18 protein-coding genes and 1 tRNA gene are annotated in these 25,369 nt (G+C 53.0%); 2 read left to right on the top strand and 17 right to left on the bottom strand.

The features are described from left to right. Positions 1 to 125: 125 nt before the first annotated feature. The 13 genes from RKA07_RS15975 to RKA07_RS16035 all read right to left on the bottom strand — a co-directional run bounded on the left by RKA07_RS15975 (position 126) and on the right by RKA07_RS16035 (position 19,696). Entirely contained in the window at positions 126 to 2,735 is a 2,610-nt protein-coding gene (locus RKA07_RS15975; RefSeq protein ID WP_200203758.1) for a TRAP transporter permease, read from the bottom strand. Positions 2,736 to 2,822: 87 nt separating this feature from the next. Continuing rightward, entirely contained in the window at positions 2,823 to 3,806 is a 984-nt protein-coding gene (locus tag RKA07_RS15980) for a TAXI family TRAP transporter solute-binding subunit (RefSeq protein ID WP_200370013.1), read from the bottom strand. A 182-nt stretch (positions 3,807 to 3,988) separates the two neighbouring features. Next, positions 3,989 to 6,373, bottom strand: coding sequence for an efflux RND transporter permease subunit (locus RKA07_RS15985; RefSeq protein WP_200203754.1), 2,385 nt, complete (start codon positions 6,371 to 6,373; stop codon positions 3,989 to 3,991). A 46-nt stretch (positions 6,374 to 6,419) separates the two neighbouring features. Next, the gene (locus RKA07_RS15990) at positions 6,420 to 7,568 is read right to left on the bottom strand and encodes a WD40/YVTN/BNR-like repeat-containing protein (protein WP_227714794.1); all 1,149 of its coding nucleotides are present in this window, start codon (positions 7,566 to 7,568) and stop codon (positions 6,420 to 6,422) included. 162 nt (positions 7,569 to 7,730) lie between these two features. Further along, positions 7,731 to 9,119 (bottom strand): DUF1329 domain-containing protein, encoded by a 1,389-nt coding sequence (locus RKA07_RS15995; RefSeq protein WP_200203752.1) that lies wholly within the window; start codon positions 9,117 to 9,119, stop codon positions 7,731 to 7,733. A 183-nt stretch (positions 9,120 to 9,302) separates the two neighbouring features. Beyond that, positions 9,303 to 11,954 carry an aminopeptidase N gene (gene pepN, locus RKA07_RS16000; RefSeq protein WP_310966796.1) on the bottom strand — a complete coding sequence of 884 codons (2,652 nt, stop codon included), beginning with the start codon at positions 11,952 to 11,954 and terminating at the stop codon, positions 9,303 to 9,305. A gap of 80 nt (positions 11,955 to 12,034) precedes the next feature. Beyond that, entirely contained in the window at positions 12,035 to 12,835 is an 801-nt protein-coding gene (locus RKA07_RS16005) for a DUF2797 domain-containing protein (protein WP_227714830.1), read from the bottom strand. Positions 12,836 to 12,870: 35 nt separating this feature from the next. Continuing rightward, positions 12,871 to 13,164, bottom strand: a complete 294-nt coding sequence (locus RKA07_RS16010) for a YeaC family protein (RefSeq protein WP_310966797.1) — start codon at positions 13,162 to 13,164, stop codon at positions 12,871 to 12,873. Between the two features lie 166 nt (positions 13,165 to 13,330). Further along, the gene (locus RKA07_RS16015; protein ID WP_310966798.1) at positions 13,331 to 14,194 is read right to left on the bottom strand and encodes a rhomboid family intramembrane serine protease; all 864 of its coding nucleotides are present in this window, start codon (positions 14,192 to 14,194) and stop codon (positions 13,331 to 13,333) included. A gap of 50 nt (positions 14,195 to 14,244) precedes the next feature. Further along, entirely contained in the window at positions 14,245 to 15,264 is a 1,020-nt protein-coding gene (locus RKA07_RS16020; protein ID WP_310966799.1) for a metallophosphoesterase, read from the bottom strand. A gap of 2 nt (positions 15,265 to 15,266) precedes the next feature. After that, positions 15,267 to 16,151 carry an NAD(+) kinase gene (locus RKA07_RS16025; RefSeq protein WP_200370018.1) on the bottom strand — a complete coding sequence of 295 codons (885 nt, stop codon included), beginning with the start codon at positions 16,149 to 16,151 and terminating at the stop codon, positions 15,267 to 15,269. Between the two features lie 137 nt (positions 16,152 to 16,288). Then, complete coding sequence (locus tag RKA07_RS16030) at positions 16,289 to 17,533, bottom strand: DNA repair protein (RefSeq protein ID WP_200370019.1); 1,245 nt, start codon at positions 17,531 to 17,533, stop codon at positions 16,289 to 16,291. Between the two features lie 93 nt (positions 17,534 to 17,626). Next, positions 17,627 to 19,696: an NADPH-dependent 2,4-dienoyl-CoA reductase gene (locus RKA07_RS16035; RefSeq protein WP_310966800.1), complete on the bottom strand. Its 2,070-nt coding sequence runs from the start codon at positions 19,694 to 19,696 to the stop codon at positions 17,627 to 17,629. 146 nt (positions 19,697 to 19,842) lie between these two features. Here RKA07_RS16035 and RKA07_RS16040 point away from each other — a divergent pair, with 146 nt between their 5' ends. After that, positions 19,843 to 20,892, top strand: a complete 1,050-nt coding sequence (locus RKA07_RS16040) for an AraC family transcriptional regulator (RefSeq protein WP_200370021.1) — start codon at positions 19,843 to 19,845, stop codon at positions 20,890 to 20,892. A gap of 2 nt (positions 20,893 to 20,894) precedes the next feature. Here the strand turns inward: RKA07_RS16040 and fghA are convergent, their stop codons facing one another. Together fghA and RKA07_RS16050 are read right to left on the bottom strand one after the other, a co-directional pair. After that, positions 20,895 to 21,734, bottom strand: coding sequence for an S-formylglutathione hydrolase (fghA, locus tag RKA07_RS16045; RefSeq protein ID WP_310966801.1), 840 nt, complete (start codon positions 21,732 to 21,734; stop codon positions 20,895 to 20,897). Positions 21,735 to 21,787: 53 nt separating this feature from the next. Then, on the bottom strand, positions 21,788 to 22,915 hold the full coding sequence (locus RKA07_RS16050) for an S-(hydroxymethyl)glutathione dehydrogenase/class III alcohol dehydrogenase (RefSeq protein ID WP_227714795.1): 1,128 nt from the start codon (positions 22,913 to 22,915) through the stop codon (positions 21,788 to 21,790). A 194-nt stretch (positions 22,916 to 23,109) separates the two neighbouring features. Between RKA07_RS16050 and RKA07_RS16055 the strand changes: the two genes are divergently transcribed. Further along, positions 23,110 to 23,985 (top strand): LysR family transcriptional regulator, encoded by an 876-nt coding sequence (locus tag RKA07_RS16055; protein WP_200203720.1) that lies wholly within the window; start codon positions 23,110 to 23,112, stop codon positions 23,983 to 23,985. Between the two features lie 91 nt (positions 23,986 to 24,076). On the opposite strand, the gene RKA07_RS16060 is transcribed toward RKA07_RS16055, so the two are convergent. Both RKA07_RS16060 and RKA07_RS16065 read right to left on the bottom strand, forming a co-directional pair. Continuing rightward, positions 24,077 to 24,153 (bottom strand) — tRNA-Asp (locus RKA07_RS16060). A 144-nt stretch (positions 24,154 to 24,297) separates the two neighbouring features. Further along, the gene (locus RKA07_RS16065; protein WP_200203718.1) at positions 24,298 to 25,329 is read right to left on the bottom strand and encodes an AraC family transcriptional regulator; all 1,032 of its coding nucleotides are present in this window, start codon (positions 25,327 to 25,329) and stop codon (positions 24,298 to 24,300) included. Positions 25,330 to 25,369: the final 40 nt, after the last annotated feature.

Raw genomic sequence — 25,369 nt, forward strand, 5'->3', positions numbered from 1 at the left:
TACGGCGTTCCGCGATACAAACCGCGAGCCGTTTCGGGGCGTAGTTTAACAGAAAAAACCCCGACGGGTTAATGCCGGGGTTTACTTAGGGCCTTACTGCGCCTTTACGATACTTGCTGGCCTGCCTATGGGGAGGGAACGAATGCTGGCCGCTCGCCCTCACCCGCCCTTCGTCGTAACTGCACAAAGGCCAAAAGCGCGAGCAAAAGCAACGCTGGAATGAACATCAACTCTTTAGGTGGACGTGGGTTTTTCACCTGTACTATATCTATCGTCCAGCCAAAGTTGAGTCCCGCCTTTTCAGCATCGCTGCCAAAATTGACGAACTCGACGTTCATCACGTCACCGGCTTCAGATACCTCCAGCCCGGCCGCCGCCAGCCGTTTCTCTGGCGTTTCGGCTGCAGGCAGTGGCAACTTCAGGTATTTGGAGACATCGTCACCTGACAGCGACATACCGGTGGCCTGCAGAATAATGGGCTGACCTGGAGCCACTTCATCAATGTGCTGCATTAACTCCGAACCGGGACGGTCGTTAGTGGGCGGGTATATCTCATCCCACCAGAAACCAGGACGGAACAGAGTGAAGGTAATCAGCAGAAGGCCAATGGTTTCCCACCAACGGGTTTTGGTAAACCAGAAGCCCTGGGTAGCTGCAGAGAACACCAGCATTGCAGTCACGGCACTAAATACAGTCACCAACAAGTCGAACCAGCCAGTTAGCCCGATCAGCAACAACTGAGTGTTGAAGATGAACATGAACGGCAGAATCGCTGTCCGTATATCGTAGGTGAAGCCTTGTATACCCGTTCTTATCGGATCCGCCCCGGAAATCGCTGCAGCAGCGTAAGCCGCCAATCCCACCGGAGGCGTGTCATCAGCCAGTATGCCGAAATAGAACACGAACAGGTGCACGGCAATCAGTGGTACCAACAAGCCGTTTTCAGCGCCCAGAGTAACGATGACCGGCGCCATCAAGGTAGACACCACAATATAGTTAGCCGTAGTAGGCAGCCCCATACCGAGAATCAAACTGATGACAGCGGTGAAGCTCAGCATCAGAAGCAGGTTACCGCCGGAGATAAACTCTACGAACTGCGTCATAACCAGGCCGATACCGGTCAATGTCACAGTGCCCACCACGATACCCGCAGTGGCAGTGGCCACACCAATGCCCACCATGTTGCGGGCGCCAGTGACCAGTGACTGAGTCAGGTCTACTCCGCCCTGCTTCAGGCCACCAAAATAATCACCGCTGTTTTTGAAGAAAGCTTTCAAAGGCCGCTGGGTGATAATGATAAACACCATGAACACCGTGGCCCAGAATGCTGACAGCTGCGGCGAGAACCGCTCAACCGTGAGGCACCAAACCAGCACCACAACAGGCAAAAGAAAATACAGACCGGTTTTCACCGTTGGCCCCACCGGGGGCAATTGATCCATAAGTGCGTTCGGATCATCATCCTCCAGGTCCGGGAACCTCGACCCATAGCCCACAAGTGCGATGTAAATCGCTATCAGCAGGGGCGTAAGCACCCACATAGCTGCGCTGCCGAACACGTCTTTCATCCAACCAACGCCGTAATACACAGCCAGTGTAAGCACGCTCAGCCCTAGCAGAATCATCACCCACACAAGCATGCGCTGAGCGAGTGTCGGCTTGTTCAAGCGCTCCACACCGATCATGTTCATTTTGCAGGCTTCAAGGTGCACGATATAAATCAGCGCCACGTAGGAAATCATTGCTGGAAGAATGGCGTGCTTGATCACCTCAAGGTAAGAAATACCCACATATTCAACCATCAAAAATGCTGCAGCGCCCATGATAGGGGGCGTTAGCTGGCCGTTGGTCGAGGCTGCAACTTCTACCGCACCCGCTTTGGTGGCTGGAAAACCGACCTTCTTCATAAGCGGGATGGTGAAGGTACCCGTGGTGACCACGTTGGCAATCGAGGAACCGGAAATAATGCCACTGAGACCACTGGCAACAACCGCCGCTTTGGCGGGCCCTCCACGCATGTGGCCGAGCATGGCGTAAGCAACTTTGATGAAATAATTCCCGGCGCCGGCACGCTCAAGCAGTGCACCGAACAGCACAAACAGGAATACAAAGCTGGTTGAAACGCCCAAAGCAACACCGAAAACACCTTCGGTGCCCAACCACTGATGCGAAGCCAACTTATTTAGGCTCGCCCCTTTGTGGGAGATCACATCTGGCATGTGGGGGCCAGCGAGGGAGTATATGATGAAGACCCCGGCAACAATCGTCAGCGGCAAGCCCAGTGCGCGGCGTGTGGCCTCCAGCAACAGAACCAGGCCCGCCAGAGCAACCACAAGATCCTGTGTATTAGGGGATCCTGGGCGACTTGCCAGTTGATCATAGAAAACGTAAAGATATGAGGCTGTCCCTGCAGCTGCGAGGGCCAGCAACCAATCGTAAATCGGCACTTTATTCGTCTGCTTCCCCCGGATCATTGGGAAAGCCGCAAACGCCAGGAATGATGCGAATGCCAAGTGAATCGAACGCGACTCCGTAGAGTTGAGTACGCCAAATTCGAAAATATAGGGTAGTGGTGATGCTATCCAAAGCTGGAAAAGAGACCAGAGCAAAGGAACACCAAAAAGGATGATCGCAGCAGATCCGGTTGCAGCCCTTCCACCGGATTCGGTTTGAAGAAACTCCTCTACCTTCTGCTTATCGATACCATCCCCGGCTCTCGGGTCGCTATTGGTCATAGCAGAATCCTGTCAGAGGGAAACGATAGAAAGATTAAAGCTGCGGGCAGAGATTGCCCGCAGCCAATTCAAGCGTCCGGGATCGAATTAATCGATCAGGCCAGCTTCTTTGTAGTACTTGGCCGCACCCGGGTGCAAAGGCGCACTCAAGGCATCAGCCACCATTTCACTCTTGTTCAGATTCGCGAATGCAGGGTGCAAACGCTTGAAGCTGTCAAAGTTCTCGAATACTGCTTTAACCACTTCATACACCACGTCGTCGGGCACATCCGTTGAGGATACGAAGGTAGCGGCGACACCAAATGTGGTTACGTCATTATCAGAACCGCGGTACATCCCGCCTGGAATAACAGCTTTCCGGTAATACGGGTTGTCATCGATCAGCTTTTTGGCTGAGTTGTTGTAAACATTTACCAGAACGCTGTCGCAAGACGTGGTTGCTTCCTTGATAGCACCAGATGGGTGACCAACGGTGTAGAAGAATGCATCAATGTTGCCATCACACAAGGCCTGGGACTGCTCAGCCGCCTTCAACTCGGCCGCCAGAGAGAACTTGTCCATGGTCCAGCCCATTTCATTCATCAGCACTTCGGCTGTGGCACGCTGGCCTGAGCCCGGGTTACCCACAGAAACCCGCTTACCGGCAAGGTCTTCAAAGTTCTTGATGCCTGAGCCTTTGCTGGCCACCACGGTGAACGGTTCAGGGTGCAGTGAGAACACAGCACGAAGCTTCTTGTTAGGGCCGTCGTCTTTGAACTGGCTGGTGCCGTTAAATGCGTGGTACTGCCAATCAGACTGGGCAACTGCAAGATCCAGCTCACCTTGGCGGATTGCGTTCAGGTTGTATACAGAACCGCCGGTGCTCTCAACGGAACAGCGGATGCCGTGTTCTTTGCGATCCATATTGACCAAGCGGCAAATAGCACCACCCGCCGGATAATAAACACCGGTAACACCACCGGTTCCGATAGTAACAAAGCGTTGCTCCTGCGCAGAAACAGCGGTAGAAGCAGCACCCAAGGTAACAGCCGCAGCAATAGCAAATGCAGAGGCTTTAAGTTTCAGTGTCATATGAATCATTCCTTATTATCATCGTTGTAATCAACTGCCCGCCTGAGCACGGGGGCAAGTGTCACGCTCACCATAGAACATAGACCACTTTACGTCATAAATAAAGCTTGAGGTAGCACGCTAACCAGTTGAGTGGACAACAAAAAAGCCCGCATAAGCGGGCTTTTTTGTTGTAGACATTCCTATTTGGCAGCACGAGCCTTGGCGACCATTTGATCTGGCCGTAGCAAGAATCGCGCAAGCGCAGGAAGCAGCCAGATTGCGCCAATCATATTCCAGAGGAACATGAAGAACAGCAAGAAGCCCATATCTGCCTGGAACTTGATTGGCGAGAAGATCCAGGTCACTACGCCAAGCCCAAGTGTAACACCGGTAAACATAACGGCCTTACCGGTTGAACGCAGAGTTTCGAAGTAAGCTTCCTGAAGTGGTTTGCCATCCAGCAGATACTTCTCAAGCTTGCTGTAAATATAGATACCGTAATCCACACCGATACCTACACCAAGTGCTATAACCGGAAGGGTTGCCACCTTGATACCAATACCCGACACGGCCATGATCGCTTCACAAAGAATCGATGTCAGCCCTAACGGGACAACAATACACAGCACAGCTCTCACAGAACGGAAGGTCGCAAAGCACAGCAAGCTCACCACACTGTAAACCAGGATTAGCATCATATCCTTTGCGTTGGCGATAACCTCGTTGGTAGCCGCTTCAACACCAGCGTTACCGGCGCCAAGCAGGAACGTGTGTTCATCGTTACTGTTATTGTTGGCAAATTCTTCCACCCGCTCAACCACTGTCTCCAGGGTCTCTGCCTTGTGGTCTTCAAGAAAAACCAGCACAGGCGTCAGGCTACACGTGGTGTTGATAAGGCCGGACGGCGCCTCACGGATGGATGCGTTGATGATGGTCTGGTTGCGGGAAATTTCATACCACTTCCAGTTACCCTCGTTCAAAGCCTTGGTAACGATTTTGGACACGTCAGCAAGCGAAGCAGAGGATTGAACGCCAGGAGTGTTTTGAAGCTCCCACTGCAGTGAATCCATAGCACGTAACACATTGTACTGGGTGCACTGCTCTTCTGGAGTTTTCACCATCACAACCAATACATCGGCACTCGTAGAGTAGTTGTCGATGATATAGGCATTATCCAGGTTGTAGCGCGAGTCGGCACGAAGCTCAGGAGCGCCCTGATCCAGATCCCCAACTTTAAGGTCCTGCTTGTAGTAGAGGCCAAGACCCAGACCAACCACAGCAATAAGCAGTGAAATTGGAGCGACACCGGGGTGCGCAAAGTAGGACATCAGGCGCCACTTGCGATCCTGCTTTTCGCCGTGATTCTGCACGTGGCGCACGCCACCCTTGGAAATACCAAGGTAAGACATGATCAGTACGTGGAGCACCAGGTTGGTGATGATAACAAAAGCCACACCCAAGCCGGCCGCAATGGCCAGATCCCGAATAACATCAATTTCGATGAAGAACAGTGTGAGGAAGCCAAACGCATCGGAAACCAGCGCCAACATGCCCGGAATATAAAGCGCCCGGAATGCCAGGCGAGCAGCAGTTACAGCATCAAAGCCTTTCGCCGCTTCAACCGCCATGGCATTTACGATTTGTACGCCGTGACTGATACCAATGGCAAATACAAGGAACGGCACGAGTACCGAATAAGGGTCGAGCCCGTATCCCAAAAGCCTCAAGGCTCCTAACTGCAGGAACACCGCAACAATCGAGGTGAACACAGGCACCAACGTGCCGGTGATGCAGCGGGAGTACCAGAACAACAGCAGGGTTGTCAGTAGAATGGTAATGCCAGCAAACCAGGCTATCGACCCAATACCCTCAATCAGGTCGCCAACTTTTTTAGCAAAACCGACAATATGAATTTTTATGTTCGGGTTTTGCGCTTCGTACTTGGTCCGTATTTTCTCTTCCAGATCCCGGGAAAACGTTGCGTAATCCAGAGGCTCCCCGGTTTCAGGATTCTTTTCATACAGAGGTGCGTACACGATCGTGGATCGGAAATTATCTGATACCAGCCGCCCCACTTCATTAGAACGAAGTATGTTCTGGCGAAGATTTTCCAGACTTGCCGGCGAGCCATCGTAGTCATCGGGAATAACGTTGCCGCCCTGGAAGCCCTGCTCCGTGACCTCTACCCATCGAACGTTTGACGTCCACAGGGTTTTCAGGCCCGAGCGGTCCACACCGTTAAGATAAAAAACCTCATCGGTGATCTGCTTCAGAGTTTCCATGTACTCCGCAGAAAAGATATCACCGGTTTTGGTTTCCACAGCAATACGTACAAAGTTGCCAAGGTTTTCCAGGTCGTTCCGGTGATCCAGCATATTGATGATATACGGGTGCTCAAGCGGGATCATTCGCTCAAAACTCGCATCCGGCTGTATTTTTACAGCGTTATAGCCCAAAAACACCGTCAACAGCAGGAAGCCAATAAGGATTACGGCCCGATTATTGAAAATCAGGCGCTCCAGAAACGGTTCTGCCTTAGGCGTTGTCAGGTAGTGTTCACCCCTGTCATGGTTCGGGTTGGACATTCAAAAGCCCCTCTATTATTTTTTCAGTTGTTGCCACATCAGGGCGTTATTGAAGGTTCTTTCCGCGCGCGTCAGTAATTTTCACGCCGCTTTCACCCACAACAAGAAGATTGGTTCCAGATACCGGAACAACACTCATAATGCCTGCGCGATCATTCCGGAAGTGCTCACGAAATGACTCTGCGCCATTGGTGCTCATAAGCACCGTGCCACCATTTCCAACCAGAGTTATCCGGCCGTCATCAGCCACTGAACCATCATTAAGCGTAGCACCTGCACTGTTAGGCACCATGCGCCAAGTTTTTCCCAGATCGGCTGAAAAGAGCATGTTGCCACGCAGGCCAAAGGCCAGAAGCTCGTTAACCTGACCGGTTCCTATCACTCCAAACAGCGAGCCCTCATACGGACTCTCGCGCCGCTCCCAGGTGTCTCCACCATCGACAGAAACGTGGATTTGCCCAGCCTCTCCAACAATAACAAGCGCTCCGCCGGTAATACGAGCCATGCCATTGAGGTGGAAGTTCTGGGCATTCTGGATCTGCGATGCCCAGTCGCTCCAGGTACGACCGCCATCTTCTGTGCGCAGGATCATGCCATAGGCGCCTATGACAAAGCCGTGCTGGTCATCCTCAAACCATACGCCGAGCAATGGGTTTACCGGGCCGATATCCAGGTCTGACTGCATGTTTTCTATAACAAACACCAGGTCATCCATTGCCCACTCAAGATCGGCCTTTTCGGATTCAGGCGCCTCTTCAATGCGCTCTTCCATGGCCGCGACCTGCTCTTCCTTACTTTCAATAGCCAGTTTGGAGGCATCGGTTCCGGTTAGCTGAAGGCTCCAGTTCTCTCCGGCATCTTCGGTATGAAGCACTACGCCGCTATGACCAACGGCCCAGCCGTGTGTCTCGGTACCGAAATCCACAGCGGTCAAGGTAACGGACACGGGCACACTGCCCTGCACCCAGGTTTGCCCGTCATCATCCGAGTATATGATGTGTCCCCGCTCCCCCACTGCAACTATGCGATCGCCTGCGCGCGCGGCGTCATTGAGGAGTTTCGTGGGTGCCAGATCAGTTTGGCGGGCCGGAGTTTCAATGAGATCCGCAATCGCAAATGCGGCTGGCGCGGTCCAAACCATGGAAAGCCCGAGGCAGGCTGCCCCCAGCGTCTTGCACATCAACCTTTTAGCCATTCAAATTGCCTATTGTGTTGTTTTTAACTGTAAGTCTCTGGCCGGTAGCTCCGGCAATTAACGGCAAACATGCCGGCACCTGGGGTTACCGGCATGTTGTCCCGCAGACTCAAACATGGAGACTACGGTTTTAGCCCGCTACTGATAAATTGAGCACGCGCCTTAGCGAACACTCCGACGGCGCAGGGAGGCCGGAGAATAGTAACGCTTGTTCGGAATATCATCGGTCAAGACCCGAGTATTGGGTTCTTCCGTATCCAGACCAAGCACATGATAACGACGGGCCTGTAAATCATGATAGACGTCCAGAACCGTCCACACACCTGGAAGTTCATAATAATTTTTTGCGATACCCATAGTTACGCGCCACAACTCGCCGCGACCGTCGTACTGGTCCAGTAGTATGGTGTTCCAGCTGTCCTCATCTACGTAAAAGCGACGCTTTCCGTAAATATGGCGCGCTCCTTTTTTCAGGGTCGCCTCAACCACGTGCACACGATGCAACTCCCAGCGCGTAAGGTCCGGGTTTATGTGCGACATACCCAGTATTTCCGAATAACGGGTACCCTTTTCACCAATACGGTAGTTGTTATAAGGAACATAGACTTCTTTCAAACCTTCATAGGTCCAGTCATAACGATCAAGAGCACCGTTAAAAATATCCGAGTCATCCGCCGTGCGAAGGTTGTCCGCCGATGCAATCGGAGAGTCATAACCCAGGTTCGGAGCTCGTCTTACACGGCGCTGCCCAGCGTTATAACCCCAACCATTCCGCGGGCTGATGATCTGGTTCAGGGTTTCATGAATAAGGATGGCGCTGCCCGCGAGGCGGGGCGGAGACTGAGTGAAAGAGATGTAGTAGAAAATGATATTATCCAGTTCACTTTCATCCGCCTCAGGGTTATAGAAGTTGAAAAATGCTTCCTGCTGAGAGGTCACGAGCGAATAATCACCATTGCTCTGGACCGCAACTTCACTGGAGCGACGCGTGCCTGAAATTCCGCGCCAGCGGGTCAGGTGATTCCAGATAACCTGCCAGGCTTTTTGCTCGTCATTGCCACTCAAAATGGGGAACGGATAGCCGCCATAGGCACCTTTCAGGCCTTCACCCTTACCAACAATCTCCGCCTGCACCGCATTCTCGCGGGTGTTCTCTGCCACCCACTCAGGTACTGCATGGGTACGACGGGATTTGTAGACCGGTATGCGGAAGCTTGTCGGGTAAGTTTCAAACATTGCCATAACACCGTCCGTCAGATGCTCTGCATACTGATCTTTATTGGACGCGTTGATGGTGAATAGCACTTCGTCGTTCGGGAAGGGGTCAATATGGTGCTGCCCCGACCCCTTATAGCCAGCCGGAGGCACTGTCAGTCCGCCGGTCCATTCCGGAATAGTGCCGGATTCATTGCCAGCCTTGATGGAGCCAAACGGTGTAAGGTCCTTGCCGAGACGGGAAGCTTCGCTGGAGGAAACTGCAGCCCAAGAGGGGGATGATGCTATCGTGAGGGCGAGCAAGCCCCCGAGTATCGCACTCTTTTTATGATTCATATATTGCCCTGAATTCAACTGGAAGCCCATGGGAAGGCTTTTTTATTATTGCCTGATGGAAAGGCAGGCTTTCCACCAGATTAGCCGATTCGTCAAGGTTGTCTATCGATCGAAAGTGCGATTTTGTATCTGGCTGTAATCAAGTGCGATCAATCACAGCCAGCCCCCTTCCCCAGCCAAACCTCAGGCTTCAAGGCTTTTGTGCACAACCTCATAAAGATCTGCCGAAAGCTCTGCCTTGTTGCGAATCCGTTCAAGTGCAGTACGCATAAGTGCGCTGTAGGCAGGTGCAAACTTCTTCCAGCGCGTCAACGGTGCAACCAGCCGTGCCGCAATCTGGGGATTGCTGTCGTCAAGTCGACACACCTGATCAGCAAGGAATGAATAGCCTGACCCGTCGGGATTATGGAAGGCCGCAAGATTCTGACCTGCAAACACCCCAATAACGGAACGTATCTTGTTGGGGTTTTTCCAGTCAAAGGCTGGATGTTTCAGAAGTGCCTGGATCTGCGGTAACTGACCAGCCCTGTCGCTGGATGCCTGCACGGAGAACCACTGCTCCACAACCTGGGGATCGCTCTGGAAGTGCTCGTAGAAATCTGCCAGGGCCTGGCTTCTTTCCTCTGCATAATCCGAGTTAACCAACGCTCTCAGTGCACCCATACGATCGGTCATGTTATCGGCCTCGCGGAGTTGCTGAAGAGCCAGATCGCGCCCGGTATTGTCGTTGATCATCAGCAACCAGGCGAGCGCCGTATTCTTCAGGCTTCGACGAGCGACGGATTCAGGTGTTACCTCGTACTCTCCGTCATCCATATTACGGTGATAGCAGGCGACCAACTCATCCCTGAGAGAGGTTGCAAGATGGCTCAGCACCTGTTCGCGCGTCCGGTGAATTGCCGCCACATCCGGGCTATCCGCCAGCTCAATCAGATAGGCCTCAGAAGGCAGATGGAGCATTTTTGCCACCAGCGCCTGATCCAGCGTCCTGTCTGCCAGCAAGGTTCGGTATGCCTCCACCAGACGAGAATCAATATCAACAGTCCCGGAGGAATCCACCAGTGACTGGATTACATCAACAGCAAGCCGCTGACCGGCATCCCAACGATTGAAGCCATCCGGATCATGGCTCATCAAAAATACAAGCTGCTCTCGGCTCCATGGGTAGACCAGCCGCACAGGCGCGGAAAAATGGCGAAGCAACGAAGGCACGGGCTTCTGCGTCAGACCATGAAACTCAAACGTGTGGCTTGCCTTTGTTAGCTCAAGAACCCGTTCGGTTGGCGCACTCGCCGCATCTTCTGTACTCACCAGCCTTAGAGGCAAAGCCTCCCCCTCCGCGCCCAGCAGGCCCAAAGCGAAAGGAATATGCTGTGGTTTCTTGTTCGTCTGCCCTGGCGTATCAGGAATTGCCTGCTGTATCTTGAGACTGTACACACCGCGCTCGGAATCATAGACGTCTGACACCGTTAGCACTGGTGTCCCCGCCTGGTCGTACCACAAGCGGAACTGGGTAAGATCCCGACCGGATGCGTCTTCCATCGCCTTCACAAAATCATCGGTGGTGACCGCCTGCCCATCATGGCGCTCGAAATACAGATCACTGCCCTTGCGGAAAAGCTCTGGCCCCAGCAGGGTATGAATCATGCGTACCACCTCCGCACCCTTTTCATAAATGGTCAGGGTATAGAAGTTACTTATTTCCATGTACGAAGCCGGCCGCACTGGATGTGCCATCGGGCCAGCATCTTCGGCAAACTGAGCCGTGCGCAGCAGGGTTACGTCTTCAATGCGCTTTACCGTTGGCGAGCCCATGTCGGCAGAGAAGGTAGAATCCCGGAATACTGTGAACCCCTCCTTCAGGCTCAACTGAAACCAGTCACGGCAGGTTACCCTGTTACCAGACCAGTTATGGAAGTACTCATGGGCAACAATGGATTCAATGCGCTGAAACGCAAGGTCGGTTGCGGTTTCCTGGCTTGCCAAGACGCAGGACGAGTTAAAAATATTCAGACCCTTGTTCTCCATGGCTCCCATATTGAAGTCATCGACGGCAACAATCATGAAGATATCCAGGTCGTACTCGCGACCATACACCTCTTCATCCCATCGCATGGATCGCTTGAGTGAGTCCATGGCATGCTGGCACTTGGCAGCATTACGTGGCTCGACAAATATGCGCAAATCGATTTCCCGGCCGGAACAGGTTGTAAAGGTATCCTGTTTTTCCACCAGATCGCCGGCCACCAGAGCAAACAGGTAGCTCGGCTTGGGAAATGGATCTTCCCAGGTTACGAAATGGCGACCACCTTCGAGATCACCTCTGTCCACGTCATTGCCGTTGGACAGCAACACCGGGCAACTCGCCTTGTCTGCCTCAATACGGGTGCGGTATCGCGCCATCACATCGGGACGATCCGGGAAATAGGTAATGCAGCGGAAACCCTCGGCTTCACATTGGGTGCAAAACATTCCTGAAGATTTGTACAACCCTTCAAGACGGGTGTTGTTCTGCGGCTCAATCCAGGTTACGACTGTTAATTCAAACTGGGCGGGCACCCTGGCTATAACAAGTTGTGCACCGGTTTCATCATAGTCATTACCTGCCATCAACTCCCGGCCATCCAAAATAACCTGTTCCAGTTTGAGGCTATCGCCATCCAACTCCAGGGGCGCAAACTCCTCAGCGGACTCCGGATTCCGGCGCACCGTTAAAGTGCTGTGCACCCTTGCACCATTGTCAAAGAGCTCAAAGCGAAGGTCGACGGCATCTACCAGGTGCGCAGGCACCTTGTATTCGCTCAGGCGGATGGTTGTTGGCTGATTGGTGCGCATTGATAGTCTCCAGATTTCCAGCCTGAGCGGCCCATACGGGGCCGATCAGGCAATATCAGATAGGGCGGGCAGCAGGTATCTTAAGAACCCATTACCCGGAAACGGACTTCATAACCGGTGAACTTGCGAATATTGATCACCCCGGTGTCGAGAATCAGGTATTGGCCTTTGATGCCTTCAAGAACCCCCTCCACTTCCGGTGTTTTATCCAGGTTATGAGTCTTGATTTTTTCGGGCCAGGTCTGCACGGGGTAACTGAGCTCGAGCCCCTGCTCGCCCACCTCGCGAATGGAGTCCTGTCCGTGCTCTTCACGCAGCGCGGCAAGATCGCCGGCAATCAATGCCAGTATCCGCTCTCGTTCTTGCACAAGGTCCAGCTCCGTAACATCCCCCCTGAGCATGGCACGCCAGTTCGTGCGATCGGCCACATGCTCCTTGCAAGCCACTTCAACAAGGCCCGAAAGATACCGGGTAGCCACCCTCAGCATGGGAATTGCATCCACCGCCCCCTGATCAATCCAGCGTGTTGGCACCTGGGAGCCACGGGTTATGCCGACTTTAAGGCCTGATGAGTTGGCCAGGTACACCACATGCTCAATCATGCAATGGGTTTCACCCCATTCTGGCTCACGACAGGTGCCCAGATGATAATGGCACTTCTCAGGACTCATAATGCAACTGTCGCACGCCGCCAACTTTCGGAAACAGGGGTAGCAAAACCCCTGATTAAAGCTCTTTTTGGTGGTTCGGTCGCAGTTAATGCAACGTATGAGACCGTCATAGTCGAAGCGCAAGGGTTTGCCTATAAGTTCATTCATTGCCACCCGGGCATCGCCGATCGCGAGAATATAGGACACAGGGTCGCCAGCTTCTGCGGGCATTTTTCTGAGTCGCCCGGTTACATCCGTAAGATCACTCAAGACTTGATCTCAACAAACTGATTGGGATCGACGTTGTTCCCGCCTGGCTGATTGCGACGCACTGAAGGGTCACATGCAGTGCCGGCTTTGGCTCCACGATCAAGATATCCCACACGCTCCTGCTCAGGGATGTTATGCAGATTTTCGTAGTAGATGACGGCTTCCAAGCTTATCTCTCGCTGTTTCGGGGTTAGCTTGCGACCATCCGGCCACTTTCCCAGCTCAATAGACTGCTTCAGGTTTTGATAAACGTTGGGATCGAGCCGCTCAATAAGTTCTTCGTAAGTCATCCGGTTCTCCTGAAAAAACCTTCATGAAAAAGTCGAGTAATCGTTTGACAGATGCAAACGATAATGATTATCATTGCCCCACCAAATGACGACGGTCGTATCATTTGGTCTCTCTCATCAGAGGCATATTCTGCTTCTTTTATACCCCACCTCTGGTGGGGTTTTTTTATGCTTTCCGATTGTTGCGAGCAGGCAGAATGGCAGCCAGGGCCAAGCCAGCGACGAACCCTCCCAAATGCGCTTCGTTTGCCATGCGCCCCAAGCCCAGCATTTCCGGTAAAGGGGTAAACCCGATCACCATCCACACCACGGCAAAGGTTACCAGTGCAGACGGGAACTGGAATCTGGGCAGCGCTCTCTGACTCAACCAGCAGTATCCCAGAATGCCATACACGACCCCGGAAAGGCCGCCAAAGAACGGCCCGGACACCACGTACTGCAACCCGTTGGACAACAAACTGGTGACAATAAAAATCAAAACCAGCCGGCCACGGCCATCAAACCACTCCACCTGGCTTCCCAGAAACCACAGCATTACGGAATTGAAAATAATGTGAGTCCAGCTGAAATGCAGGAAGTCAGGAGTGAATAGCCTCCAGACCTGACCACTGGCAAGGGTTGCCGACAAGGCATCGAGACGCTCAGCCATGGTGCCCCAGTCGTAGGCCCGCGGGTCTACAATTAACAAGCTGGCAGTGAGCTGATTACTGCCCAGGCTGGTAAGCCAGGCCATCAACACACCCAGCACAATGATACCAAGCACCAAAGGCGCATGGCGGGGGGACGGCTGCCACCGCCCTGCCACAAACACAGGCGAATGATTCTGGCGCTCAACAGCCTGACGGATATCCGGCTCGGCGAGGAATCGTTCCAGAGCTTCGAGAACCGGCTCGGCGTGCTCTGGATGCTCCAGCCACAACACCTGGAAACCACCTTCTTCACTGATTCTGTGGGGAACTCCCTGGCTCCTTAGCCACTGGCTGAACCCGCCAAGGTCTAAACTGGCATCTAACTGCTTTACTCGGTACACAATCTACCTTTCCTCGCGGGGTAATCAGGCCAACAGCTCGCACCGCCGCATTAGCGGGCAACGCTGTCTTCGCTGGTGGGGTAGTCCGGGGAATCCTTATGATCCCGAGCCACATTCACCCAGACAAACTTGTCGGGGGAGAGTTCTCGCTCGCCGTCCATCCGGTAAGCCACCAGCCTGCCGTATTTCACAGCACTGAAATCAATGCAGGCGACATTGGATTTGAGCGGCGCCGGCTCACTGTCCATCCAATAGTGACCGACGAACACCGGCGGTGCATCCAATGGGTAGCTGATCAGTTGCTTGCGCTCGTCTTCACTCAGAACCCGGCCCGCCACCTCCGGCGGCAAGGGGTCTGGCTGGAAAACCACATCGGCATATGTGTGGGGATTATCGGCCCAGAATTTGGTGCGGAAAAACTCTCGAACGTAACCATCCCGCCCGGTTATTTTCATGCCTTGCGGCAGGCGTAAATCTGTACCCCGCAACAAGGTATCCATAACCTGCCCTGCAAACGATTCAATTGCTGCAGAAGCGTGCAGAAAATCCTCATCGATGCAGGCGCCACCTTGAACCTGTTTGAACTTCTGAATGAGCTCATCATCCCAGCAGGCGTGAACCGCACGGAAATCCTCCTCCTCGATAAACAAGGGAATGGTGTAAAACCACTCGAGAAAGTCATTCCACTCATGAGGGTAGGCTTCAAACTGCTCCAGGGTTTCCCGAATCAGGCGGTCGTGCCGCGGGTTATGTTCCCGCAACCATGTTTTACCACTGCCAGCCCGCGCCCGTGTACAGTAGCCCAGAGCGTTGTACTCATGGTTTCCCATCACAATGCGCGCAGAGCCACGCTCAACCATGTTCCTTACCAGGTGCAGGGCTTCACGAATTCTCGGGCCACGATCAATAATGTCACCAATGAACACTGCTTGCCGGCGGCGATGCTGATATACACCATTCACCTTGCTGTATCCCATCTGCTCAAGCAACATCGCAAGCGTATTCGCGCAGCCGTGAATATCGCCAATAATGTCGTACCCGCGACTTGCAGTATGCTTAATTCCAGCCATGATCAACTCGCTGCTATTTCACTTGCCCAGCCAAGCTTATCGCGGCAGGTGGCATAGAAATTATGGTCTGTAGGGTGAATCAGTCGAATTTTGAAAGGCTTTTTGGCGATGCGGATGATATCCCCTGGCGCGCAGGCAATGTTCATCTGACCATCAAAACTGATCTGCGGATAGGTTTCGTTGGTTTCCCCAACAACCAGTTTGATCTCACTCTTACCATCTACCACAATCGGGCGACTGCTAAGGGTATGAGGGAACATGGGCACCAGTACAATGGCATCCAGCTTCGGATGCATTATCGGCCCACCGGCTGAGAGTGAATAAGCCGTAGACCCTGTGGGGGTAGACACAATCAGGCCGTCCGACCGCTGGCTGTAAACAAAATGCCCATCAATATACAAATCAAAGCCGATCATACGGGTGGATTTGCCCGGGTGTAGCACAACATCGTTTAGTGCCGTCCCAAAACCCAGCGGCTGACCATTGCGCTCTACATTGCCATCAAGAAGAAACCGGGTTTCCTCAATGTACTCGCCTTCAAGCACCTTACCCAGACGCTCTTCCAGGTCAACGGGCGAAATATCCGTCAAGAAGCCCAAGCGCCCGCGATTCACACCAAGCAGAGGAATCTTGGATTTAGCCAGTTCCCGGGCTGCGCCCAACAGGCTTCCATCGCCACCTACGACAATAACCAGATCACAAATCTCGCCAAGAAGCTTTTTGCTGGCGACCTGCAAGCCGTGGCCAGGCAACATGCTGGCAGTGTCTTCCTCAAGGATTACGTGGTAATGATTGGCAACCAGATACTGTTTAAGCTGGCGCAGTGACTCAACCACCTTAACGCTGCCCATCCGGCCGATAACGCCTATGTTTCTGAATTGATCCATGAAGCTTCCTGTGATGTCAAAATATGGCGAAAGCAGACAAGCCCGCTGATGCCCATATCAATCTGACCTACAGTCTAACGAAAGTCACCCCGATACTGAAAATAGTTCTGCGGCACCCTTCCGGTTGCCGTTTACTTTCAGGGCTGGTGCTGCTCGCAGCGGTCGTCAACCCCGGGCCGGAACTCCCCGGGCTGGCTGACCCGTAACAGCGGCTCACCACAGGGTGCTTCACTCTCACTTGCCTGCTGACAAACCGGGTTCTCGTAGTGCGCAAGCCATTGCAGGTATGCAGGCTCATTCATGCCACAACGTTCCGCAGCATAGGCAGTGGGATTACTAAAGTAGGTTTCAATTTGATCATAAGGCAGGGTCAGGTGGCCGACACCGGGGTGGTAAGCCACCAGAAAAACCAACTCGGTCTTGAGGTGCCTCAATACGGTGTTTTCCATGGGCTCCCGGTGCCGGAGCTCGTGCACTTCCTGCTCCAGGGCAACCAGCTTTTCATCCCGATGTTCCAGCTCCCGCTGTTTACGATCCAACTGCTCCCGGAGCAAAACCAGTTCTGCCGTCACATTGGCATCACCGCGTTCTTTGACGGCTCCACCAGAAGCCATTTGCTCCTGCATGGTGAGGTATTGCTGATTCCGTTCCGCCAGGCGTTGTTTCAGTTGTTCGTTGTTCAGGCTTTGGCGCTCGCACTTCTGCTCCAGATCACCAATCTCATTACTTAGCGCTCTGATTTCCAGCCGATGCTCTCGCTGCACCTCAGTCAGCATGTCGCGGTGTACGCTTTGCAGTGTTTTAATACGCAAGCGTTGTTCACGGATCAGTTGGGCAAGGCGCGCGCGATCAGCACCGGTGCGGGATTCATCGTCCAAAGCAGAATCCTGCTCCCCGGCACGCAGGACAGGGATATTTTCTTCTTCGGGCTCAACAAGGCGGAATTTAAGCGCGTTGGCTTTGACCGCTTTTCGAATTAGTTGGAAATGGTTGTTACCCGGCGTCATATCCGGGTCCCATAACTCAGAGGCATATTGGGGGTCCGGGCAAAGGCTGCGACAGACCAGGCGAATCGCGCCGCCTCCCATATTCGGACCTTTTGCACCTTTGCGCGCAAGCTCTTCAATAGGCACATTCCAGCTGCTGTCAGCTCTGCCTTCCTCATCAAACCAGATGCGGAAAAACACAAGCGAACGCACGAGAAGGTCGCCGCCAACCTCCACAAGAACGGCTTTCACATCCGTTTCAGCAAGGTCTGATAGCCCTACATAGCCGTCCAGAAAAGCGCCAAACTCGCTGGCCCGCATCTGCCGAGCCACCTCGTTGCCCTCTATAAAGAAAACCGCCGAATAATCATCCGTTGCCTGGCGGGCAGATACCATTACAGACTCCCCAAAATCGAAAAACTCTCTGACAGACTAAAAGTCTACTCAGAGAGTTTCCGATGCAAAGGTAAAAACTGCAATGTTTTGTGATCAGATCTGAGAGGCCAGTCGGCTACCTTGATCAATCGCTCGTTTGGCATCCAGTTCTGCCGCAACATCTGATCCGCCGATCAGGTGCACTGGCAGCCCTGCCGCTTCAAGTCCACCTTGCAGTTCACGCAACGGCTCCTGGCCGGCACACAAAATAATGGTATCTACCGGCAACACCCGGTCTTCACCCTGCTCTGCACCCTTCGCGGTGACTGTGATGTGCAGGCCTTCGTCATCAATCTTGCGGTAAGCCACACCCGGCACCATCTGAACCTTACGGTTTTTGAGGGACGTTCTGTGAATCCATCCGGTGGTTTTACCCAGGTTCTTACCCACTTTGGACGCCTTACGCTGCAGCAGGAAAACTTCGCGGGCAGGCTCGGGAACTTCAGCCTTCATACCCTGAACACCCCCACGATGTTCCACTGTCAGATCCACCCCCCACTCGCGCATGAAGTGGTCAGTATCCAGTGCGGCTGAGGTGCCCTTGTGCACGATAAATTCAGATACGTCAAAGCCGATACCGCCAGCACCAATAACTGCAACTTTCTGACCCACCGGCTTACGCTCAAGCAGAGCATCCAGATAGCCAATGACTTTCGGATGATCAACACCTTCAATATCCGGGGTACGCGGCTCAACGCCCGTTGCCAACACAACCTCATCAAAATTACCGGCTTTCAGGTCGTCAACACTCACGCGGGTTTCCAGCCGCACATCAACACCGTGCTTTTCCAACATCACACGGAAGTAGCGCAGGGTTTCATAGAACTCTTCTTTACCTGGAATCAGCTTCGCCACGTTGAACTGGCCACCAATCTCTTTGCCAGCGTCAAACAGGGTCACCTTATGTCCGCGCTCAGCTGCTACCGATGCAAATGCCATGCCGGCCGGCCCAGCGCCGACTACGCCAATCGACTTCGGCGAGGCTGTCTTTACGTATGTCAGTTCCGTTTCGTGACAGGCGCGAGGGTTCACCAGGCACGAAGTCAACTTGCCGCTGAAGGTATGATCCAGACATGCCTGGTTACAGCCAATACACGTGTTGATTTCTTCGGCACGGTCTTCAGCAGCTTTCAGTACAAGGTCGGCATCCGCCAGGAAGGGGCGTGCCATAGACACCATGTCTGCATCGCCTTCTGCCAGAATATTTTCGGCAACATCCGGCATGTTGATGCGGTTTGTGGTAACCAAAGGAATACTGACTTCGCCCTTAAGCCGCGCAGTAACCTTGGTAAACGCTCCCCGGGGGACAGAGGTGGCGATGGTAGGAACTCGGGCCTCATGCCAGCCAATACCGGTATTAATGATCGTAGCGCCGGCTTTTTCGATTGCCTTGGCCAACTGCACCACTTCTTCCCATGTGCTGCCATCTTCAATCAGATCGAGCATGGAAAGGCGGTAAACCAGAATGAAGTTTTCTCCAACACGCTCACGCACACGGCGCACAATTTCGATGGGCAGGCGAATGCGGTTCTCATAGCTGCCACCCCACTGGTCGGTGCGGTGGTTGGTGTGAGCAACAATAAACTGGTTGATGAAGTAGCCTTCAGAACCCATAACCTCAACACCGTCGTAGCCCGCTTTTTGCGCAAGCTCGGCACATACCGCGTAATCCTCAATCTGCTTCTCGATACCGGCTTCATCAAGCTCTTTGGGCTTGAACGGGTTGATCGGAGCCTGAATAGCAGAAGGGGCAACCAACGCAGGGGAATAAGCGTAACGACCGGCATGAAGAATCTGCATGCAGATTTTACCGTCCGCTTTGTGTACGGCACTGGTGATAACCTTGTGCTTTTCCACTTCATCGTCATTGGTCATTTTGGCGGCGCCCTGGAAGACAGCGCCTTCCGGGTTGGGAGCTATGCCGCCAGTTACAATAAGGCCAACGCCACCGCGAGCCCGCTCAGCATAGAACTCAGCCAAACGCTCGAAACCGTTTTTAGCCTCTTCCAGGCCAGTGTGCATGGATCCCATCAACGTGCGGTTGCGCAGCGTAGTAAAACCCAAATCCAGCGGTGCAAGCAGGTTCGGATACTTGGCAAGGCCGGGTGCTGTGTTGGTCGTCATAACTGGTCTCCTCAAATTGATCACGGCAGGGTCTTAATCGCCCTGCTCTTTCTTGATGAACTCTAAAGTACCCATGCGGCTTGCGTTCAACAATATCCCTGAATAACATTATACTATCCCCAGGTAACAGCTCGTGGCGAATCCACATGAATCCGACCACTCCTCAGCACTTCCCGGACCGCAACCCGCTCGGCGATATCAGCGTGCTCCACATTTCGGTATTGCTCCGGGCTGCTGAAGCCGAAGGCGTAAACTCGCAGGAACTTGCTCGCCACTTTCAACTGAACGCACAAACTCTCACGTCTCCTGAGGCTCGAATCAGCATTCCCCGCTTTATGAGGCTTGGGCATGCAGCAATTCAAGCCTGCGGCAACCCCGCACTGGGATTGCGCATGGGCGCATTGACCAGGCCTGTAGATATGGGATTGCCGGGCCTTACAGCTGAATGCACCAATACTGCCGGCAAAGCTATACACACACTTATCCGCTATTCCCTGCTGACCAGCCGGAATAGCCGTGGAACACCCACCGCAGATCCCGAAAAACGGCTCATTCAGTTTTATTCCATTCAGCCCTACAACGCATTTAATTATTTCGTTGTTGACTCAGTACTAAGCGCCTGGACTCAGTTTCTGCGAACTGTGAGCGGGCAATGGGATGTGCTGGAGAAAGTCTGCATAGAATACCCATCCACCGGCCTGGATGAACTCTATGAATCCTGGTTTCGTTGCCCGGTTCAGTTTGGGGCAGACTCAAACGGCATAACGGTGCGGCAAGATATATGGAGCCAGACAACCCTGCAGGCGCATCCGGCAATGCACGAGAAGCTGCTACTAATGTGTGAAGCGGAACTGCGGGACATTCAGCGAGGATGGACAACGGGAGACAGGGTAAAGAGTTTACTAACACCTCTGTTTCGAGGAGAAACACCAAGCCTTGAGACCATTGCCTCGAAGTTGGGAGTTACACCATGGACACTACAACGACAACTTGCCTCTGAAAACACAGGGTTCAGAGAACTTATGGACGAAACCAGAAAGCATTTGGCGCGAGACTATATTCGGGAAACTGAAACATCACTGTCAGAAATTGCCTGGTTACTGGGCTTTTCCAACCCAGCGGCATTGCACAAAGCCTACCGCCGCTGGTTTGAAATAAGCCCGGGGGAACACCGGAAACAGTTCCGCGGGGATTAGTATTACTTGTTCAGATGCTTAGCGTGGAAGTGCAAGTGCTCTCCAATAAAGCTGGCAATGAAGTAATAGCTGTGATCATAGCCTTCGTGGCGATTCAGAGTCAGCGGATAGCCACTTTCCTTTGCCGCAGCTTCCAGCGCTTCCGGCTTCAGCTGCTCGACCAGGAAGTTATCTGCCTCACCCTGATCTACCAGTGCAGGCACGAACTGCGAGGCCTTTTTCATCAGCAGGCTGGAATCATATTCGGCCCAGCTGGCAGTATCTTCGCCCAGGTAGGCTGTGAATGCCTTTTTCCCCCACGGGCAATCTATCGGATTACTGATCGGGCTAAAGGCCGATACGGACTGGTAACGCCCAGGATTGCGCATCGCCAGCACCAGTGCACCGTGACCACCCATAGAGTGACCAAAAATTGACCGCTTATCACTCACCGGGAAAACAGACTCGATGAGATTCGGCAATTCGTTCAGCACATAATCGTACATGCGGTAGTGCCGGTTCCAGGGTGCCTGAGTGGCGTTTACATAGAACCCTGCCCCTTTACCCAAATCGTAGGCTTCGTCATCTGCCACATCATCGCCGCGAGGACTGGTGTCAGGCGCGATAATAGCAACGCCCAATTCAGCGGCCATTTGGTGAGCCGCTGCTTTCTGCATGAAGTTTTCATCGGTGCAGGTTAAGCCAGACAACCAGTACAGAGCTGGAACCTTGTTGCCGTTGGCAGCCTGTGGCGGTAAATAAATAGCGAAACGCATATCGCAATTCAGCGTTTCTGAATGGTGACTGTACTGCTTGTGCCAGCCACCGAAACTTTTGTTTCGACTAAGATTTTCAATATTCATTGCAATCTCCCTGATAAATGGTCGCCCGTGCCATGCTCAGGCGACCCTCCTCGTTATTTGTCAAAGTGAATAACGGTACGAATACTCTTACCTTCATGCATCAAATCGAAGGCTTCATTGATCTTTTCCAGACCCATGGTGTGAGTGATGAAATCGCTAAGCTTGAACTCACCCTTCATATACCGTTCAACAATACCGGGCAACTCAGAACGCCCTTTTACGCCACCGAATGCAGACCCTCTCCAAACCCGACCGGTAACCAGCTGGAATGGACGAGTGGAGATTTCCTGACCGGCCCCGGCAACACCGATGACCACTGATTCGCCCCATCCTTTGTGACAGCACTCAAGAGCCGAGCGCATCACATCCACATTACCAATACACTCGAAGGAATAGTCGACCCCGCCATCGGTCAGCTCAACAATGACTTCCTGAATCGGCTTGTCGTAATCCTTAGGGTTAATACAGTCGGTCGCGCCGAGCTGACGGGCCAGTTCAAACTTGCTCTCGTTAATATCGATGGCAATGATGCGGCTGGCTTTCGCCATGGTGGCACCGATAACAGCCGACAGACCAATGCCACCCATACCGAAGATAGCCACGGTGGCACCCTCTTCTACTTTAGCGGTATTCATCACCGCACCCATGCCGGTGGTCACACCGCAACCGAGCAAGCAGACTTCTTCAAGCGGTGCTTCTTTGTTGACCTTCGCCAACGCAATCTCAGGCAGTACAGTGTATTCAGAAAAGGTTGAGCAACCCATGTAGTGGTAGATCGGCTCACCATTGAGGGAAAAACGGGTGGTGCCATCTGGCATCAAACCCTTGCCCTGAGTTTCACGTATTTTCTGGCACAGGTTGGTTTTACCAGAAGTGCAGAACTTGCACTCGCCACACTCAGGGGTATAAAGCGGGATTACGTGATCACCCACCTGAACGCTGGTTACGCCTTCGCCGATAGATTCGACAATACCGCCACCCTCATGACCCAGAATAGCCGGGAAGATGCCTTCGGGATCTTCGCCAGACAAGGTAAATGCATCGGTATGGCACACACCACTGGCGATAACGCGAATTCGCACTTCACCGGCCTGCGGCGGCATAACATCCACTTCTTCGATAGACAGTGGCTGTTTCGGGCCCCAGGCGATAGCGGCTTTGGATTTGATTGTTTTAGTCATGTGGCTCTCCGATCTATGTTCCAGCTCTGGCAGAGGTTTCTGCCACCATGAAGAACATACTATAGTCTATCGCCCTGGTTGATAATCCCATATTATATAAACTCACCTTTACCAGTGAGTAACAATTGGGAAGAGCAAATCCGAAAAACCAGCTCTTTCCAGAGGAGCTCAAACGACAGCACGGGAAGCAGACCATGCATATTTGGGAAGGGGTAAGTGAGTTTGTGGCAGTGGCGGAGGAAGAGAGCTTTACTGCAGCAGCGAAGGCGCTGGGCATCTCAACCGCTCAAGTTAGCCGGCAGGTCAGTGCCCTGGAAGCCCGTCTATCAACCAAGCTGTTTTACCGCACCACCCGCAGGGTTTCGGTGACCGAAGCCGGACAGATCTACTATCAGCAATGCCGGCAAGTGCTCGATGGCCTCGAAGAGGCGGAGCGCACCATGACCAATTTGCAGATGGTGCCTAAAGGTCAGTTAAGGCTGACAGCCCCTGTGACATTTGGCGAAAAAAACATCGCTCCACTGGTTAACAACTTCGTGCTGCGATACCCGGAGCTTCAAGTACAGCTGAATCTGACCAATCAGAAACTGGATTTGGTTGCGGGTGGTTACGACCTGGCAATACGACTGGGTAAACTCGAAGATTCCAGCATGATGGCAAAACGACTGTCATCGAGAACCCTGCATGTATGTGCCTCACCCGCCTATCTGTCTGCCCACGGAACCCCACATTCTCTTTCGGAACTGGACAAGCATAACTGCCTTCAGGGAAACCTGGATTACTGGCGATTTCAGGTGATGGGAAAACCACAAAATGTCCGAATCAAAGGCAACATCATGTGTGACAGCGGCTGGGCCCTGCTGGATGCTGCCTTGAAAGGCATCGGCATTGTGCAACTGCCGGATTACTACGTTCAACCTTCTCTGGCTTCCGGCAAGCTGACTAGCCTGCTAGAACCCTACCAGGAAGCTGACGATGGCATCTGGGCCATTTATCCACACAATCGTCATTTATCACCAAAGGTTCGAATGCTGTTGGACTATTTGAGCGAAGCACTGCAGGCGAAGTGACTGCCTTTCCAGCGGCAGATGCAATGCAATGAGGAAGACTTAAACGAAAAAAGCCGTTAACTGCTATGCAGCTAACGGCTTTTTAAAATAGTGGCGGAGCGGACGGGACTCGAACCCGCGACCCCCGGCGTGACAGGCCGGTATTCTAACCAACTGAACTACCGCTCCACGTGTTATAACCGATTACTTTCCAATTACTTTCAAAGCATTGCAACCTTCAAGAGATTGCTCGGTGACAACGAGAGCGCATTATAAAGAGGTGCCCGATTAAGTCAACGCCTTTTACGAAAATAATCTATAAATCCCCGCATATTACATCGCATCGACCATCGCATCCTTGCCCTGAGCTGTTTTCCGATACTCAATGGGAGTCATGCCTGACCAGCGTTTGAACGCACGATAGAAGGTACTCGGCTCGGAAAACCCGGTGAGATAGACAATCTCATCAATCGACTCGTCTGTTGTCGCCAATAGTTGCCGGGCCAAGCGGTATCGGAAATCAGCCAGCACCTGGTTAAAGCTGGTTTCTGCTTCAGTAAGCCGAGTGCGCAGCGTGCGAGGCTTGATGTCCAACCGGGTAGCTACTGAATCCAGTGTTACCTCACCGCTATCCAGTAATTCAGCAATGATGCGCTCCACCTGCCCGACAATATCCTTCTTCTCCAGCCGGGCAACCTGCTCACTGGCAAAGCGCTCATGCAAATCCAGGAGTTCCGGTTCTGCGTGGGGGGACGGATGAGAAAGCAAACTCACGGGGAAGTACAAGCGGTTTTCATCTGCACCAAACACCACATCGCAACCCAGCAATTCAGCAACGTACTCGCGCCCTTCTTCACGGTCATGCTCAAACTCGACCCGCGACGGACGGAATTCGTTATCCGTGATGGACCGGAAAAAAGTAAGCAGGCCCTGCACAAAGCACTCGTTAAAATGTCGCAGGCGGCGAACTTCATCAGAGGCAGTATCCAGCACCATGCAGGCCTCCTCACCTTCGATGAAAAAATCCGTATTGGCAGCATCGCTTAACAAGCGCTGATAGTTTTGCGCGCGGCGCAGCCCCTCACCAAACGTAGGGCTACTCAAAAACAGGTACTCGAGAACCTGTCCTTTATAAACCGGTAACAGCTGCCCAAGGTGGAGCCCGATATCAGGATCACCGGATACATCTTCTACCGCCTGCCAGAAAAACATCTGGGCACTGTGGGGCGTGCGTAGCTGTTCGGTGTACACATACTCCGCATTCACGCCAAGCCGGCTGAAAACAAGATCGGTATCAAGACCCTTCTTTTTCATTGCCTCGTAGATAAGGCGCAGCATCACGCCCGCGTCACGTAGTTCCTGCATAAAATCCCGCTATGTATCTATTGGATACTACTTTGGCCCG

It is taken from the genome of Marinobacter xiaoshiensis (assembly GCF_031631795.1).
Classification (GTDB): Bacteria; Pseudomonadota; Gammaproteobacteria; order Pseudomonadales; family Oleiphilaceae; genus Marinobacter; species Marinobacter xiaoshiensis.

What these genes read in the sequence shown, in the direction of transcription:
- RKA07_RS16020 (WP_310966799.1), bottom strand. Translation starts at nt 15,264, where the DNA reads ATGGCTGGAATTAAGCATACTGCAAGTCGCGGGTACGACATTATTGGC.
- RKA07_RS16005 (WP_227714830.1), bottom strand. Translation starts at nt 12,835, where the DNA reads ATGCCCGCAGAAGCTGGCGACCCTGTGTCCTATATTCTCGCGATCGGC.
- pepN (WP_310966796.1), bottom strand. Translation starts at nt 11,954, where the DNA reads ATGCGCACCAATCAGCCAACAACCATCCGCCTGAGCGAATACAAGGTG.
- RKA07_RS16010 (WP_310966797.1), bottom strand. Translation starts at nt 13,164, where the DNA reads ATGACTTACGAAGAACTTATTGAGCGGCTCGATCCCAACGTTTATCAA.
- RKA07_RS15980 (WP_200370013.1), bottom strand. Translation starts at nt 3,806, where the DNA reads ATGACACTGAAACTTAAAGCCTCTGCATTTGCTATTGCTGCGGCTGTT.
- RKA07_RS16055 (WP_200203720.1), top strand. Translation starts at nt 23,110, where the DNA reads ATGCATATTTGGGAAGGGGTAAGTGAGTTTGTGGCAGTGGCGGAGGAA.
- RKA07_RS16040 (WP_200370021.1), top strand. Translation starts at nt 19,843, where the DNA reads ATGAATCCGACCACTCCTCAGCACTTCCCGGACCGCAACCCGCTCGGC.
- fghA (WP_310966801.1), bottom strand. Translation starts at nt 21,734, where the DNA reads ATGAATATTGAAAATCTTAGTCGAAACAAAAGTTTCGGTGGCTGGCAC.
- RKA07_RS16030 (WP_200370019.1), bottom strand. Translation starts at nt 17,533, where the DNA reads ATGGTATCTGCCCGCCAGGCAACGGATGATTATTCGGCGGTTTTCTTT.
- RKA07_RS15985 (WP_200203754.1), bottom strand. Translation starts at nt 6,373, where the DNA reads ATGTCCAACCCGAACCATGACAGGGGTGAACACTACCTGACAACGCCT.
- RKA07_RS15975 (WP_200203758.1), bottom strand. Translation starts at nt 2,735, where the DNA reads ATGACCAATAGCGACCCGAGAGCCGGGGATGGTATCGATAAGCAGAAG.
- RKA07_RS16065 (WP_200203718.1), bottom strand. Translation starts at nt 25,329, where the DNA reads ATGCAGGAACTACGTGACGCGGGCGTGATGCTGCGCCTTATCTACGAG.
- RKA07_RS16035 (WP_310966800.1), bottom strand. Translation starts at nt 19,696, where the DNA reads ATGACGACCAACACAGCACCCGGCCTTGCCAAGTATCCGAACCTGCTT.
- RKA07_RS15995 (WP_200203752.1), bottom strand. Translation starts at nt 9,119, where the DNA reads ATGAATCATAAAAAGAGTGCGATACTCGGGGGCTTGCTCGCCCTCACG.
- RKA07_RS15990 (WP_227714794.1), bottom strand. Translation starts at nt 7,568, where the DNA reads ATGGCTAAAAGGTTGATGTGCAAGACGCTGGGGGCAGCCTGCCTCGGG.
- RKA07_RS16050 (WP_227714795.1), bottom strand. Translation starts at nt 22,915, where the DNA reads ATGACTAAAACAATCAAATCCAAAGCCGCTATCGCCTGGGGCCCGAAA.
- RKA07_RS16025 (WP_200370018.1), bottom strand. Translation starts at nt 16,151, where the DNA reads ATGGATCAATTCAGAAACATAGGCGTTATCGGCCGGATGGGCAGCGTT.